The organism is Desulfohalovibrio reitneri, from assembly GCF_000711295.1.
Classification (GTDB): Bacteria; Desulfobacterota; Desulfovibrionia; order Desulfovibrionales; family Desulfovibrionaceae; genus Desulfohalovibrio; species Desulfohalovibrio reitneri.
In genome coordinates, this window is sequence record NZ_JOMJ01000003.1 from 2,163,162 (window position 1) to 2,177,378 (window position 14,217).

Annotated in this window: 11 protein-coding genes, 1 tRNA gene and 1 pseudogene; 4 read left to right on the top strand and 9 right to left on the bottom strand. The window is 60.4% G+C overall.

Annotated features, from left to right (window positions below):
- Together N911_RS0110830 and N911_RS0110835 are read right to left on the bottom strand one after the other, a co-directional pair.
- On the bottom strand, positions 1-1,005 hold the full coding sequence (locus N911_RS0110830; protein WP_029897034.1) for a TRAP transporter substrate-binding protein: 1,005 nt from the start codon (positions 1,003-1,005) through the stop codon (positions 1-3).
- Positions 1,002-1,604, bottom strand: a complete 603-nt coding sequence (locus N911_RS0110835; RefSeq protein ID WP_029897036.1) for a TetR/AcrR family transcriptional regulator — start codon at positions 1,602-1,604, stop codon at positions 1,002-1,004. The genes N911_RS0110830 and N911_RS0110835 overlap by 4 nt, the downstream gene beginning before the upstream one ends.
- A gap of 459 nt (positions 1,605-2,063) precedes the next feature.
- Between N911_RS0110835 and N911_RS0110840 the strand changes: the two genes are divergently transcribed.
- The gene (locus N911_RS0110840; protein WP_138774384.1) at positions 2,064-3,143 is read left to right on the top strand and encodes a hypothetical protein; all 1,080 of its coding nucleotides are present in this window, start codon (positions 2,064-2,066) and stop codon (positions 3,141-3,143) included.
- Between the two features lie 18 nt (positions 3,144-3,161).
- Positions 3,162-3,734: a hypothetical protein gene (locus N911_RS0110845; protein WP_138774385.1), complete on the top strand. Its 573-nt coding sequence runs from the start codon at positions 3,162-3,164 to the stop codon at positions 3,732-3,734.
- A 330-nt stretch (positions 3,735-4,064) separates the two neighbouring features.
- On the opposite strand, the pseudogene N911_RS16950 reads toward N911_RS0110845, so the two are convergent.
- Positions 4,065-4,565 (bottom strand): annotated as a pseudogene (locus N911_RS16950) (transposase); the annotation flags it as partial.
- Between the two features lie 564 nt (positions 4,566-5,129).
- On the opposite strand from N911_RS16950, the gene N911_RS0110860 reads away from it, so the two are divergent.
- A complete protein-coding gene (locus N911_RS0110860; protein WP_029897044.1) occupies positions 5,130-6,278 on the top strand; it encodes an MFS transporter in 1,149 nt (382 codons plus the stop codon).
- Positions 6,279-6,559: 281 nt separating this feature from the next.
- Positions 6,560-7,252: an outer membrane protein gene (locus tag N911_RS0110865; RefSeq protein WP_081859167.1), complete on the top strand. Its 693-nt coding sequence runs from the start codon at positions 6,560-6,562 to the stop codon at positions 7,250-7,252.
- A gap of 693 nt (positions 7,253-7,945) precedes the next feature.
- Here N911_RS0110865 and N911_RS18870 read toward each other — a convergent pair.
- From N911_RS18870 to N911_RS18470, 6 genes are all read right to left on the bottom strand, one after another.
- Positions 7,946-8,281, bottom strand: coding sequence for a DUF4870 family protein (locus tag N911_RS18870; protein ID WP_029897048.1), 336 nt, complete (start codon positions 8,279-8,281; stop codon positions 7,946-7,948).
- 54 nt (positions 8,282-8,335) lie between these two features.
- A complete protein-coding gene (locus tag N911_RS18050; RefSeq protein ID WP_081859168.1) occupies positions 8,336-9,814 on the bottom strand; it encodes a deoxyguanosinetriphosphate triphosphohydrolase family protein in 1,479 nt (492 codons plus the stop codon).
- A 56-nt stretch (positions 9,815-9,870) separates the two neighbouring features.
- Positions 9,871-9,957 (bottom strand) — tRNA-Leu (locus tag N911_RS0110880).
- A 785-nt stretch (positions 9,958-10,742) separates the two neighbouring features.
- Positions 10,743-12,116, bottom strand: coding sequence for a deoxyribodipyrimidine photo-lyase (gene phrB / locus N911_RS0110885; RefSeq protein ID WP_035104690.1), 1,374 nt, complete (start codon positions 12,114-12,116; stop codon positions 10,743-10,745).
- A complete protein-coding gene (locus N911_RS18300; protein ID WP_029897054.1) occupies positions 12,104-13,585 on the bottom strand; it encodes a cryptochrome/photolyase family protein in 1,482 nt (493 codons plus the stop codon). The genes phrB and N911_RS18300 overlap by 13 nt, the downstream gene beginning before the upstream one ends.
- Positions 13,582-14,160, bottom strand: a complete 579-nt coding sequence (locus tag N911_RS18470; RefSeq protein WP_051694211.1) for a GNAT family N-acetyltransferase — start codon at positions 14,158-14,160, stop codon at positions 13,582-13,584. Before N911_RS18470 ends, N911_RS18300 begins: the two co-directional genes overlap by 4 nt.
- Positions 14,161-14,217: the final 57 nt, after the last annotated feature.

A 14,217-nucleotide genomic window follows, 5' to 3' on the forward strand; every position in this document is an offset into this window, starting at 1 on the left:
CTACTCTCCCTTGGCCTCGGTCAGCGATTTCCGGGTGAATTCCAGCACGGCCCGGCCGTCCACGCCCTTGGAGTCCGCCTCCCGGACGTAGTTTTCAAGCATGGGCTCGGCCGCGGCTTTCCACGTTTCGGCCTGCCCGGCCTTGAGCGGAACGACCTCGCCGCCCTGCGCCTTGAAGAACTCCATGCCCTCGGCGTCGCTCTCGTCCCAGGCCGTGGCGTGCTTGTCCGCCCACTCCCGGTTGATGGCCTCGATGGCCTGGCGGTTCTTCTCGGAGATGGACTGCCAGCGCGCCTTGTTCATGACCACGAAGAAGGTGGTGGTGTAGGCCACGGGGTGGGACTCGGTCATGTAGTCCACCACCTCGGCCATGTTCCAGCCCTTGTTGGTCTCCACCGGGTACATGCCGCCGTCCACCACGCCCTTCTGGATGGCCTGGTAGGAGTCCGGCATGGACATGGCCACCGGCGTGCCGCCCAGGGCCTCCACCAGCCGCGCGGAGTTGCCCGTGGCTCGCAGCTTCAGCCCCTTCATGTCGGCAAGCTCGTCCACCTTCCCGCCCTTGGTGTGCAAAAGCCCCGGCCCGTGGGCGTGGAAGTACATCACCTTCACTTGGTCGAAGGCTTTGGGCTGGAACTCGTCGTACACCGCGTTGGCCACCTCGGTGGCGGCCTCGCCCGAGGGGTAGCCCAGGGGCAGGTCCACCGCGGCCATCACCGGGAACCGCCCGCGCGAGTATGCCAGCACGGAGAAGCCCACGTCCGCCATGCCGTGCACCACGCCGTCGAAGGTCTGGGCAGCCTTCACCAGCGTGCCGCCGGGAAAGTAGTCCACCGCCACCTCGCCGTCCGTGCGCTTCTCCACTTCCGCGCACCACTGCTTGGCCAGCTTGGACTGCACGTGGGTGGGCGGGAAGAAGCTCGCGTAGGTCAGCCGTTGCGCCGCCTGCGCGGACAGGGCCAGGGCCAGGACCAGCATCGCGGCCAGAACAAGAATGCGCCTCATGTCTCCTCCTCGTGTCCGGCCGCTCCCAGCGTGCGCGACAAGGCCACCGCGGCCTCCCGCACGTCCGCCAGGTCCAGCACCCCGGACTCCAAAGCGTTGTGCACCATGAACCCCTCGAACAGAGCCGTGTTCAAAGCCCCCAGCTTGCGCGCCGGGTACCCCTCGGGCACGAACGGACGGATCAGCCGGGCGAACAGGTCCTCGGACAGCCTGTACCGCGTGGCGCCAAGCTCCTCGCGCAACCCCTCGTCGCGCGCTGCGTGCACCGTGAACTCCAAAAACACCTTGGCCCAGTTGCGGTCCGCCACCATGGTGGCCAGAAAATCCCAGATGACTCGCAGCGCCTCTTCCAGGTCCGCCGCCTCCTCGATGCTGCGGTCACGCTGCGCCCGGTACTCCGCCAGCTTGCGCTCCAGAATATCCAGAAACAGCCGGTCCTTGCCGTCGAAGTGCCGGTAGAAACTGCCCTTGGCGTACCCCGCCCGGGCCGTAATCTCCGCCACGCTCGTCTCGCCGAACCCCTTGTCCGCGAACAAGGCCATGGCCGCGTCCATCAACTCCCTGCGCGTCTGCCGCGACTTCTCCCGCTGCTTGGTCATCCGATGTGCGTCCCCGAAAGCGACCGGCGGTCAAAAAGTGACCGGCGGTCATTTTGTGAGGAGGTTGTATGCGGGGGAGGGGGTGGTGTCAAGCGTGTTCGGCGGGCAAGGCACGCGCCAAACACGCGCACGATGGGGGTGAAGAAGGATTTCGCCCTTCGGGCGACCAGGGGGCTGCGCGCCCCCTGGACCCTGCGGCAAAGTAACTTTGCATGTGTGTTCGCGGGATGGCGCGGGGCTGGGTGCGGAAGGGGAGTACCCCGGCGGATTGGCGGCTGGGGGAGTGGGGGAGTATTTCTGAGTATGCCTGGTCGCGGTCCAGGGATGGCAGGGTGATTTTGACTGCCCGGCCAATCCGTCCCCAGCCGTGCCATCCAGCAAAGGCAGAGCTACCAAGTAAATTTGGATTTTGCAGAACTAAGTGCTTGCTAAGTATCTTCAGTATGGTCTATAATTAAAATGGTCTTCGTGATCGTCCACGTTTTCAAGCTTCGAAGAAATCCAAGCTTTGGGGGGTGGACGGTGGAGTTCGGCTTGCCGCTACTGGACGAACGTGCAACACATGGAGGCCACATGGCTGGGCGATCTCACTTTATTGGCAGGGGAAAGGCCGTTTCCACTTTCAGCGAGGGTCTTTTGGACGAAATCTTCCCGAAAGTGCGGGAAATCGACCCCGGGAGGCCTCGGCGCAATCCCGACCCGGACTTCGCCATCGACCCGGCGAGCCCGCGTTTCGATTCTGGCTCCCCTGCTCAGATGCCAGAACCAAATCCGCTTCCGAAGTCACGTCTCATGTTGGAAAATGGGGACCGCTTCCCGAAAAAGTTTCTGGAGCGACTCCCTGACGAACCCATCAGCTCCGAAGACTACCTCGGTGTAGCTTTCGGTAATCCAGACTACATGGCCAAGTTTGAACGGGAGCTTCTCGGAAATCATGCCCCGGAAGAAAATGGACGCGCCGCAACCGCATCAATCACCTCGGTGGACAAGAAATTCACTCGCGGGTCACTTTTCGCCCCGGAAGAACCTCAGGATTTCGATCAATCGGCCGCCATACCCACAACCAGCCTCTTCTCGCCGGACGCCAACACCACCAAGCCACATCCGCCATCCAAAAGCCAGGAAGGCGGGGTGACCGCGCGTAGAGATTCTTCACACAAGCAAGCACGCCCTAAAGAGGATGACGGCACTCCCCGCTCATTTAAGGATCAGGATTATCCAGGACAGATACTCGTCGAGACGTTCGAACGAGCGATCCCGGCTTCGTACGAGGCGGTCACCGATGAGCGGACCGCCAAAGGCTTTGAGATGGCAGGGGCGGTTTCGAAATTCGTAGCCGAAGAGGTGGGGCGGCAGATAGTTCAAAATGGTTCTCGAGCCGTTCTGGCTGCGGGAGGGCCATTAACTGCCTCGAGTTCTCTATATGAGGGGCTTCAGGCACCTTTGAAGACTGCTAAAGTGGTAAGCGACTTGGAGAGATGGGAAAAAAGAATAAGCCCGACAATTGAAAAGCTACAGAAAATTAGCGAGAAAAAATAATCATGTGGCTTGGCCCTGATGGAAAGGGTCAAGCCAAATAAGGACCCGCGGATGGATGCAACGCAGCTGTTGGAGACCGTCAAAGCCATCTTCGAGACGGCACCCTTCAAGTTTTTTCTTTGGACCGTCTTTCTCTTGCAGGTGTATTTTGCCTATGTCGCATGCCGGAAAGACCTCGGGCACAATAGGTTCGTGTTCACCGAATTTCTGGGGAAGAGCACGCAACGATTCCTCATCGGGCAGGCTGTGCTTGCTGTGCTTTTTCTCCTGGGGCCGGGCAGAACCGAGTTCGGCCACTTCTACGCTGGGCTTCTCCTTCTTCTTCTCGCCTTGATGTTTTCCAGCATCAGTCTTCGCTACGACCCAGACGATCCAAAAACTGCCGACAAAGCCCAAGGCATTGCTCCCTATGTCAAGGAAAACGTATATTTCCTGGCCCCCCTCATCGTAATGGGGGTTCATCCTGAAGGATTGCCAGCTTTACTGGCCTATGCCTACCTCGCCCTCTTTTGCACCGTATCTTGGATAATCCTGCTTGCCCGAGCTATCATACTCTTCCGCCGACGCAGGGCCGCTGGATTCCCGATGTAAGTCGAAAGCGGGTATGATTTCGCCCTTCGGGCGACCAGGGGCTGCGCACCCCGGTCCGGTTTGAAACAGCCTTGATCTAAGTGGAAGTCGCGAATTTAAGATTTGACCGATAAACTGAATAAAGACACATGCCACCTGTCCTCAGGTAGCTGGGAACAGGTGGCATGTTGGAGGCTAAGATGGAACAGATGTATGAGATATTTTCCATTTTTTGATTCAATATATTTCATTTTGTTACTATCCGTAATGTTTATGCTGCAAGCCTACTTTTCATATGTTGTTTGGAAAAAAGATATGTAGTCGGTCCTGAAAAAGGCCTTTCAGATTGAATCAGGCGTACTTTAGTCTGCCCCGACTCCAGGTTCCGAAGCAGAGCCAAGGGGCGAAAAGAGACAAAAAGTGCTTCAGTCCCCGCATCCACTTCTTGAAGTTGAACGCGGCTGCGGCCATCAGCAGGTTGATCGCATCACCGAGGGCCCCTTTCAGGAAGTTTTTGGCCATGCGGAAGTCGTGTTTGAGATGTCCGATCACCGGCTCGATGCCAGCGCGTCTGCGAAAACGTTGCCTGGCCTTTCGTCTCTGGTAGGGCGTGTCGCTTTTCTTCGGCCGGCCCGGAATCAGAATGCTCGTGTCACCGACTTTTTTGCGCCCCCTGTAACCCCGGTCACAGATGGCCGCCTCGGGGCAGGATTCCGTGATTTGCGAAACTTGCTCCAGAACATCCGGCAGGGTGTGACCGTCGAAAACGTTCTCCTTGAAGGACATGGCTCCTACGATCACACCGGTGGTCTTGGTCCAGGCGATGGAGACCTTGCGTCCGGACTCGTACCTCGCAACCATCTACGCGTTCCTTTATTTCATTGTCTCCTGGGTGATCCTCCTCATCCGCGCCACCATCCTCTTTCGCCAACGCAGGGCCGCTGGGTACGCTTTCTGAGCCACGAGTGAATGAAGATTTCGCCCTTCGGGCGACCAGGGGGCTGCGCGCCCCCTGGACCCTGCGGCAAAGTAACTTTGCATGTGTATTCGCGGGATGGTGCGTGGTGGGATCGCGGAAAGGGAGCACTTCGGCGAACCCGCGATTGCCGGGCTATTTCCAGCCGGTAAATATCCTTGCCCGGCCGTTTGGCTAGCGATGCGCTGAACGCCAGATTGGGCTGTGGTCCCTGCGGCAACCATACGTCAGTACCCCGCCCCCGAGCGGAGCGAGCGACAGGGAGTTTTGGAAAAGGAGGGTGAGGGTTTGGGAGAGGGAGGAAAAACCCTTTCCAAAGGGTTTTTCCTCCCTCTCCCAATGCCCTGAATAGAAACCCCCGCCAATCATCATCCATTCCCCCACTCCCAATCCCGCGCCCTCTGGCATCTTCCCGGTCAAAGGTGTAGGACCGACCGGTCATGCGTGAATCGCGGAAGATGTACCTGTTTTTGTTTGCCCTCACCGTGGCCACGTTCGCGGGTTTTCAGGGCTGGCGGACGCTGTTGAACAACTTCGCGGTGGAGCGCGCGGGCATCAGCGGGCTGGAGATGGGCGTCATCCAGTCGGTGCGCGAGGTGCCGGGTTTTCTGGCGCTGCTGGTGGTGTATCTGCTGCTCATCGTGCGGGAGCACCGCCTGGCCGCGTTGTCCGTGCTCTTGCTGGGGCTGGGCGTGGGGCTGACCGGGCTGTTCCCCAGCTACGGCGGCTTGATGCTGACCACCCTGCTGATGTCCTTCGGCTTCCATTATTTCGAGACCTGCAACCAGTCGCTGACCCTGCAATACTTCGATAAGGGCACCGCGCCGCTGGTGTTCGGGCGGCTGCGGGCGGTGGGCTCGGCCACCAACATCGCCGTGGGCGGGCTGGTCTGGCTGGCCTCCACGCATTTGGAGTACGTCTCCATGTACGCCGTGCTGGGCGGGTTCGCGGTGGTTGTGGCCCTGGGCTGCCTGCTGGCCGACCCCACGCGGGTGGACCTGCCCGCCCAGTCCAAGAAGATGGTCCTCAAGCGCACCTACTGGCTGTTTTACGTCCTCACCTTTTTGGGTGGGGCCAGGCGGCAGATCTTCGTGGCCTTCGCGGTCTACCTGCTGGTCAGCAAGTTCGAGTTCTCCATCCAGGAAGTGGCCGCGCTCTTCATCGTCAACAACGTCATCGGCTGGTTCGCCAACCCCTACATCGGCAAGGCCGTCAACCGCTTCGGCGAGCGAAAGGTGCTCAGCCTGGAGTACGTTTCCCTGTTGGCGGTCTTCGTGGTCTACGCCTTTTCCGAGAGCAAGTGGCTGGTGGCGTCCATGTACGTTGTGGACCACCTGGTCTTCAATTTCGCCATGGCCATCCGCACCTTCTTCCAGAAAATCGCCGCGCCCGAGGACATCGCCCCCTCCATGGCCGTGGGCTTCACCATCAACCACATTGCCGCCGTGGCCATCCCCGCCCTGGGCGGCATCGTCTGGGCCACCGTCTCCCCTGCGGCGGTCTTCACCGCCGGAGTCGGCCTGGCAGTCGCCTCCCTGGTATTCGTCCAGCTCATCGACCGCGAAGTGCGGTTGAAGGGTGAAGAGTAGGGAAAACTGGAGGGAAGAGGGAAGATTTCGCCCTGCGGGCGACCAGGGCCTGCGCGGCCCTGGACCCGCGGCAGGATAATCCTGCACGTGCATCGCGTGTTGGAACGAGTCGCGGGGAGGGGAGGGAGCACCCCGGCGAATGGGCGGAGGCTGGGCGCGTCGGGAAGGCATGGAATGGCCATCCTCTTTATATTATTGAATACAGCATTGACTTGTTGCGTGAGCCGGTCGTATGGAACGATTTTTGGCAAAATCCTCAAAAACGCGACAGGGGTGGCGGAATGAAAGTTGTTAAGGGAATCGCTCTGTTGGCCATTGTTCTGCTGTTCGCCGCGCAGGCCGCTGCGGAAAGCCGCGTGCCCGTGTATCTCAGCGGCAAGCTGGGCGCGTCCTTCATGACGGCCGACGGCATCAAGAACACCACGGATGGCTCGAACCTGGATGTGCACAAGTCGGAAGAGGACGACACCCTCTTTGTCGGCGGCGCGGCCGTGGGCTACGACTTCGGGAAAACCACCGAGGTCCCCGTTCGTCTGGAGATGGAGTACATGTACCGCTCCGACTTCAGCTTCGACGCCGAACCCGCGTTCGTCGGGGCTGGTATCCCCAACAAGGGCAGCCTGGATATGAGCGTGCAGACCCTGCTCTTCAACGCCTACGTGGACATCCCCACCGGCACCGCCTTCACCCCCTACGTCGGCGGCGGCATCGGCTGGGCCTTCCTCAACTCCGAAGGCACCATCACCGACCTGTCCACCGGCGATTCCGCCAGCCACGACAATGACGAGACCAACGCCGCCTGGAACATCGGCGGGGGCGTAGCTTACGAAATCAACACCAACTGGACCGCCGACCTGGGCTACCGATACCTCGACGTCGGCGACATGGAATGGGGCGAGTCCGAGTTCGTCTCCGTCAAGCCCGACGACATCACCACCCACGAAGTGGTGCTGGGCATCCGCTACACCTTCTAGCGCCCGGCCGAGTACTACCCGCCAGCAAAGGCGGGCTTCCCACGGGAGGCCCGCCTTTTTTGCGTTGATGGGGGACTTCGCTTTCGGTGGCCAGGGGAGGCTGAAGGAAAGGCATTTCGCCCTGGTGGGCAACCAGGGCCTGCGCGGCCCTGGACCCGCGGCGGGATTGTCCCGCATGTGCAGCGCGTGTGGGGGCGAGTCAGGCGACGGAAAGAGAGCGGACCGCGAAGTTGCGCTACCCAGGTGCCATTCGCCGGTTCAACCTTGCCCTGGTTTCTTGTTCACAAACGCGCTGAGAACGAAGCTGGGTTGCCGCCCCAACTATCCCCGACCATAGGCATTTCGGGAGAGGAAAGATTTCGCCTTTGGCGACCAGGGGCTGCGCGCCCCCTGGACCCTGCGGCAGGATAATCCTGCACGTGTATCGCGTGTTGGGGAGTGAGTCGCGGGGAGAACAGGGAGCACCCCGGCGAATGGGCGGCGGGGTGGTGAATCCAGCCGGTGAGGCGGAAGCGTGGTTGTCTGGCGGAAGGGTGGCGTGCTTTGAACGAGCTGAAGCAGAGGAATGAATTGGTTGCGGGGTGGCGTGGTGGGCGCTGGATCAGCGGCGGCAAGTGGCTTGCAGGAACGCAAAGCGGGCTCCAGGCCAGGCAAATGCCGAACCCGCGGGGTCTCTGAACGCCGCGCAGGACCCTACGAAGGCAGCGGCATGGCCCGTCCGTCCCGCAGGTACAGAAAGCCCTTCACAATGCGGTACAGGCACCAGATGGACACGCCCACCAGGATAGCCACCCCAAGCCCGAACACCGGAGACAACACCACCCCGACCACGGACCCAGCCAACGTCCACCAGAACGTCCGAATCTGCCAGGTCACATGCGAGGAAAGCACCGAATCCCCCCGCATTTCCCCCCGCTTCACATAATCCACAATCACCGCAATCAAAAACGTAATCCCCACAACAAATGAAAGGGCCTGGAGGATGTAGACGGCGAAGAGAAGGCGGCGGTTTTTGGAAAAGTTGGTCACTTCTGTACTCTATCTGTGGGAGGTAGGCATTGTAGTTGCCGTAATGCTTATTCTCTAGCCAATAGGAGCGTCGCCATACAGTTTGTTGTACTCTGAGATGACAAAAGAGTCAGTCATGCCTGCAATGTGGTCACAGATTGACCTCAACAGGGCGGACTGAAACTCAGGTGAGTTCTTCAACTCTGTTTTGCTCAATTTATTTCTCAAATCGCCTAACTCTTGTTTATTAATTTTGTTTGCGTCGAGTTTTATATCTGTATCAAACATGTTGAATGCTCTTATGATTGTATAGTCATGAAGCTGGTTTGGATTTGTTAAGTAAGCTTTGAACAACTTTTTTATGACATAAAGACCTTTCCCGTCCATTCTTTGAACCCAAAAAGAATTGAGTATAGTATCTCTGAGGAAGCCTTTAAATTTCTTGTCAGCTTCCTTCAGTTCACGTGGAAAATCTATGCTCTTTTCTGCCTCGTCAGGGTCAACCGATAGGTATTTTTGGGCGAAATCTGTCTTATTTTTGATATTGTATTTTTTCATAAACTTTCTCATCATTGATGCAGAATGATTAATAAGATTTTTGTTGTAAAAATGAACGATGAGCTTGGATATTAGTGGAAGGAAATAAGAATCCAATTTACTTTCTACCAAGTAAAGGTTTTGAATATCATCGTCCTCTAATAAATCCTCAAAGTGCTTTTTGAATATAGCAATAATGTCTTTTTTGTTAAGTATGCCCATTATGAATGCATCTTCGATGTCGTGATGCCGCTGTGCAATTTCGTCAGCCAGATTTACAAGTCTCCCTTCAAAAGACCATGCCGGGTTGTCATTGTTTATTTTAGTATATGGCTCGTATTGTTCATATGCGCTAAGCATTGTTGTTCCGTCATTTGGACAATTTTGTTCGGATATCCCAAGAAAACATTTGCCGTAAAAATAGTGCTCGCACTGCTTCCAAAATGTATTGCTATGGTGTAGTATTCCCCAAAGAGTGAAATTAGAGAGGTCCATGCCATGGTTTTCGTCGTATAATGAGTTGAGTTCACAGGCAATACGTAAGGATTGCCAGTTGTGCTTGAAGCCAGCAGTGGTTTTTCTTGGCACATCCAGTCCAATATTCTCACAATTGTTCATGATGTAATTTAAAGCTCTCTCTCCGATGTGGCCGAATGGAGTATGACCAATATCATGCCCAAGAGCTATGGCTTCAGCCAAGTCTTCGTTCAGGGCAAGTTGTCTTGCTGTAACTCTAGATATCTGCACAACCTCAAGTGTGTGTGTAAGCCTGTTTCGTACATGGTCATGGGCTTGTGATAAAAAAACTTGAGTCTTCCCATTCAATCGCCTGAAAGATTTTGAGTATAAAATTCGGTCTCGGTCTCTTTGAAAATTTGACCGATAAGTGTCTGCTGTTTTTCCAGATGAGCGCCAGCAAAACTTTTCAGGAACAGTTAACGGGTCATTTTTGAATTTTCTTTTAGCCAGAGCTAATCCTTTTTTGCCAAGGCTATAAGAATATTTGAATATTGCCAATTAGATCCTTCGGCACCACAAAAAAGCCCCCGATCAAACGATCGGGGGCTTTTTTGTGGTGCCGAAGGGGAGACTCGAACTCCCACGGCCGTGAAGCCACTAGACCCTGAACCTAGCGTGTCTACCAATTCCACCACTTCGGCACGCGAGAGGGAGTACCTAACCAAAGCTGGGCTGCTTGGCAAGGGGTTTTGGGGGGTGAGGTGAAAATTTTTGTGGCTGTGGTAGTGCGCGGTGGGTTGTGGTTGCTTTTTGGGTTTCGGCTCCATGGTGCCTGGCGGATTTCTTGGCGAACTCGGTGGCGGCTTGGTTCGGGTTTTTGGTTGCACTCGTGTACGGGACTGGCTTGGAAATACGGAGTTGTGTGGCTTGCTTGGTGCGAAGGTGGATGTCTTGTTTCAGCCCTTGCCAATCCTTCGGCAGGGCCTGGATTGACTCAAGGATTTCCTTGCCATGGTAGTCCCTTCGCCGGAGCACTCCCGCCCATCTTCCTGACGCGCGCCAACCCGCGAATACACATGCAAAGATGGTTTGCCGCCGGGTCCAGGGGGCGCGTAGCCCCTGGCCGCCCTGAGGGCGAAATCTTTTCTTCCGGGAAAGAAGAGTGGTCCGATTCGCGAGGGTCGGAGGCTGGCGTGTCGTAGCCAGGAGGCAACAGCCCAATCCCGCGTCCCACGCATGGCCAGCCAGACGGCGGTGATTGGTTTTACCGGGTAAACGCGTTCCGCAAATCGCAAGTTCGCCGGGTTACTCCCGTCCGTTCCCTGGCGCGCTCCATCCCGCGTCACACATGCAAAGTTAGTTTGCCGCCGGGTCCAGGGGGCGCGCAGCCCCTGGTCGCCGAAGGCGAAATCTTTTCCCTCGCAGGCCCTGGTCGCCAGAAGGGCGAAACGCATTTCTTTTCTTGCCCGAAGGGCGATGCAACGTTCTACCCCTTGCCCTCCGTCCACCTCTTTACATAGGCCTGCACGTCGAATTTCCGTTTGGCGCCGTTGAAGTTCATGTAGCGGACTTTGCCGAACACTTGGCGTTCCTTCCAGCCGTGGTCGTGAACGCCGCCGATGGACCAGGCGATGCCGGTGTAGCCGTTGGCGTCGCGGCCATCGAACTCATAGCGGTCGTTGAGGCGGATGAGGGCGGCCATGGCTTCCTCCGGGGTGCGGGTCCACTCCAGCACCTTCTTGGCCCAGTACATGCGCATGTAGCCGTGCATGTAACCGGTTTCGACCATCTGCGTTTGGGCCGCGTTCCAGAGGGGATCGTGGGTGGCGGCACGCTCGAACTCGTCTTTCGAGTAGAGGTAGTCGCGCTCGTCGCCGGTGTGGTCGGCCAGGGTTTGCCTGGCCCAGTCGGGGAAGCAGGCCGGGGAGTCGTACTCGGCGTGCAGGCAGAAGTTGTCGGACAGCTCGCGCCGGACCACCAGCTGTTCCAGAAACGATTGCACCGTCTCGTGCTTCTTGCCGGAGCGGGAGACGGCCAGGGCCGCCTCCTGGGCGCTGATGTGGCCGAAGTGCAGCCACGGCGACAAACCGGACACGACCCCGGCGTTGGGGTCGTTGCTGTCCTCGTACCCGCCCAGGCGGTGCTGGATGAAGGCCCCCAGCCTACCCAGCCCGGCGCGGGTGCCGGGCGCGGCCCAGTCCAAGGGGGGGATTGTCTCGTCGATGGCGAGGCCCCGGACGGCGGCCCGCCAGTCGATGGCCGGGACGTCCCACGGCCAGGGAGCGGGCGGGGGCGGGAGATCGGCGGGGAACGGCTCCAGGAATTCGTCCAGCAGCCGGTGGATCTTTGGCCGGATGGTGCGGGCGGCGTGCTCCCGCTTTTCCGAGACCACCCAGCAGGGGCAGATGTTGCGGGAGTCCACCTCCACGAGGGGGCGGTCCAGCCCGTCCGCCGCCTGGCGCATCCACTCCCGCTTGGGCTTGAGGGAGTCGAAGTCCGTGACCACGCAGGCCGCGTCCACCTCGCGGGCCAGCCGCGCCACCTCCGTCGGCGGGTCGCCGGTGCGCAGGAGGAAGGGGATGTTCATGCCCTCCAGGTCGGCGGCGACTTCCCGCAGCCCGCCCAGCAGAAAGTCGTACTGCCGCCGGGCGGCGTCCAGAAAGGAGTCGGCCAGGCAGTAGACCACGGCCAGCGGGGCCTTGCGGGTGAGGGCCAGCTCCAGGGCGTGGATGAGGCCCCAGTTGTGGCGGGCGCGGTGCTCGCGGTGCATCCAGTACAGCACCGGGCCAGCGCCGTGCTGCGGCCCGGCCGCGCGGCCGTCGAAAGGCCGTGCCCGGCGGTGGTTCATCAGCCGTCCCATACTTCCTCCAGAAAGTTCTCGGCCGCGCGCAGTTTGTCCCGCAGCTTGCCCTGGTCCATGCGGTCCAGGGCGGCGGGCATGGCCTTCAGGCGCGGGGTGGACTCGAACAGTTTCCGGTGGCGGCGCACGAACCGCCAATACAGCCCGTCCCAGGCGGTCTCCCACTCCCCGCGCGGGTAGCGGCCCATCTTGCGCAGGTAGTTGGAGGAGGAGCAGTAGGGCTTGGTGGTCATGCCCCCGCCGTCGGCGTACTGGCTCATGGCGTAGACGTTGGGCACCATCACCCAGTCGAAGCCGTCGATGTGCAGCTCCAGGAACCAGCGGTAGACCTCGCCGGGGTCGATTTCGCACAGCAGCATGGCGTTGCCCAGCACCATAAGCCGCTCGATGTGGTGGGTGTAGGCGCGGCGGCGCAGCTTGGCCACGGCCAGGTCCACGGGCGGCAGGCCGGTTGTTCCGTCATAGAAGGCACGGGGCATGGGGCGATGGTGGCCCAGCGCGTTGGCCGCCCGCTGGTTCTCCCCCTCCACGCGGTACATGGCCCGCACGTACTCCCGCCAGCCCATGACCTGCCGCAGAAACCCCTCCAGGCAGTTCATCGGCGCGTCGCGGCCGCGCTCCAGGGTGCGCTCCACCACCTCCGCCGGGGGCAGCAGGCCGGTGTTCAGGGCGGGGGAGAGCAGGGAGTGGAACAGGAAGGGGTGGTCCGGCTCCAGGGCGTCCTGAAAATCCCCGAACCGGGCCAGCCGATGGTCCAGGAAGTCGTCCAGACAGTCGCGGGCCTGCTGGCGGGTGACGGGCCAGCGGAAGCCCGCCAGGTCGCCGGGGTTGTCGGGAAAAGCCCGGGCCGCCCAGGCCAGGGCATCGGTAAGGTGCTGCGTGGCGGGCGGCGCGGGGATGTCCGGCACCGGCTCGTCCCTGGGCAGCTTGCGGCGGTTCTCCGGGTCGAAGCTCCACTTGCCGCCCTCGGGGTGGCCCGCCTCGTCCACCAGCACGCCGCGCCGCGTGCGCACCTGGCGGTAGAACGAGGTCTGGGAGTGGCGTTGTCCCTCCTTCCCGGCCAACTCCCGCGCCGTGGCGTCGTCCAGCAGGAAGCCGGGGGAGGGGAGATACGCCAGACGCACCCCGTGCTCCGCGGCGCCGTCCTCCAGCCGCTTTTCCAGCGGGTGGTCCACCGGGTCGCACAGCCGCAGTTCAGCCACCCCGTCCGCCCTTAGCCGCGCCCACAGGTCCGGCGGCTCTTTGGGCTCAAAGCGCAGGTGGATGGGGTTCGCGCCGCGCTCCCGCAGCCGGTCCGCGTAGTGCAGCATGCTGGCCCGGTGCAGGGCGGGTTTTTGGCGGTGCAGCCGGGTGCTTCGTTCGGAGTCGGAAAAGAAGAGGGGATCCTCGAAAAGATAGACCGCTTCCGCGCCGTCCAGGGCCGGATGGTCGTCGAACAACTGGTGGGGCAGGACCAGGGCGGCCTTCACCGCTCCTCCGCCTCCTCGTCCACGGGCAGCAGCTTGGCCATGACCACGGCGTCCAGGTACTCCCCGCCCACCCGGTAGGCCATGCGCTCCACCCCCTCCCGCTGGAAGCCAAGGGATTCGTAGAGGGAAGCCGCTTCCGTGTTGGGTGTCATGTATTTCAGCTCCAGCCGCCGCACGCCCGCCTCGCGGGCCAGCACCTCCAGGGCGCGCATCAGCGCCCGGGCCACGCCGTGCCCCCGCATCTCCGGCAGCACGCCGATGCCGTTCACCCGGCTCACGTGGGACAGACCGGTCAAATGGCCGCCCAGGGCGAACACGTAGCCCACCAGCCGCTCGTTTTCGTCCTCGGCCACCAGGATGAACGAGGTCGGCCGCGACAGGATGGAGGCCATGCGCGAGAGCATGGTCTTGGGCGTCAGCCCCAGTTCGTCCACCTCGTCCAGCAGATAGGGGGCCCCGCCCTCCACGCGGCGGACAAGCTCCAGCAGCCGTCCCGCGTCCTCCAGCCGGGCGGGGCGTATGGCGGGAGAGGGCGCGGGACGCTCCGCGCGGGCGGACGAGACGGAATCGGTCATGCTCAACGGATAACACGGCGCGGGAGCGGGGGAAAGCCGTGGGGTATTCGCGGACTT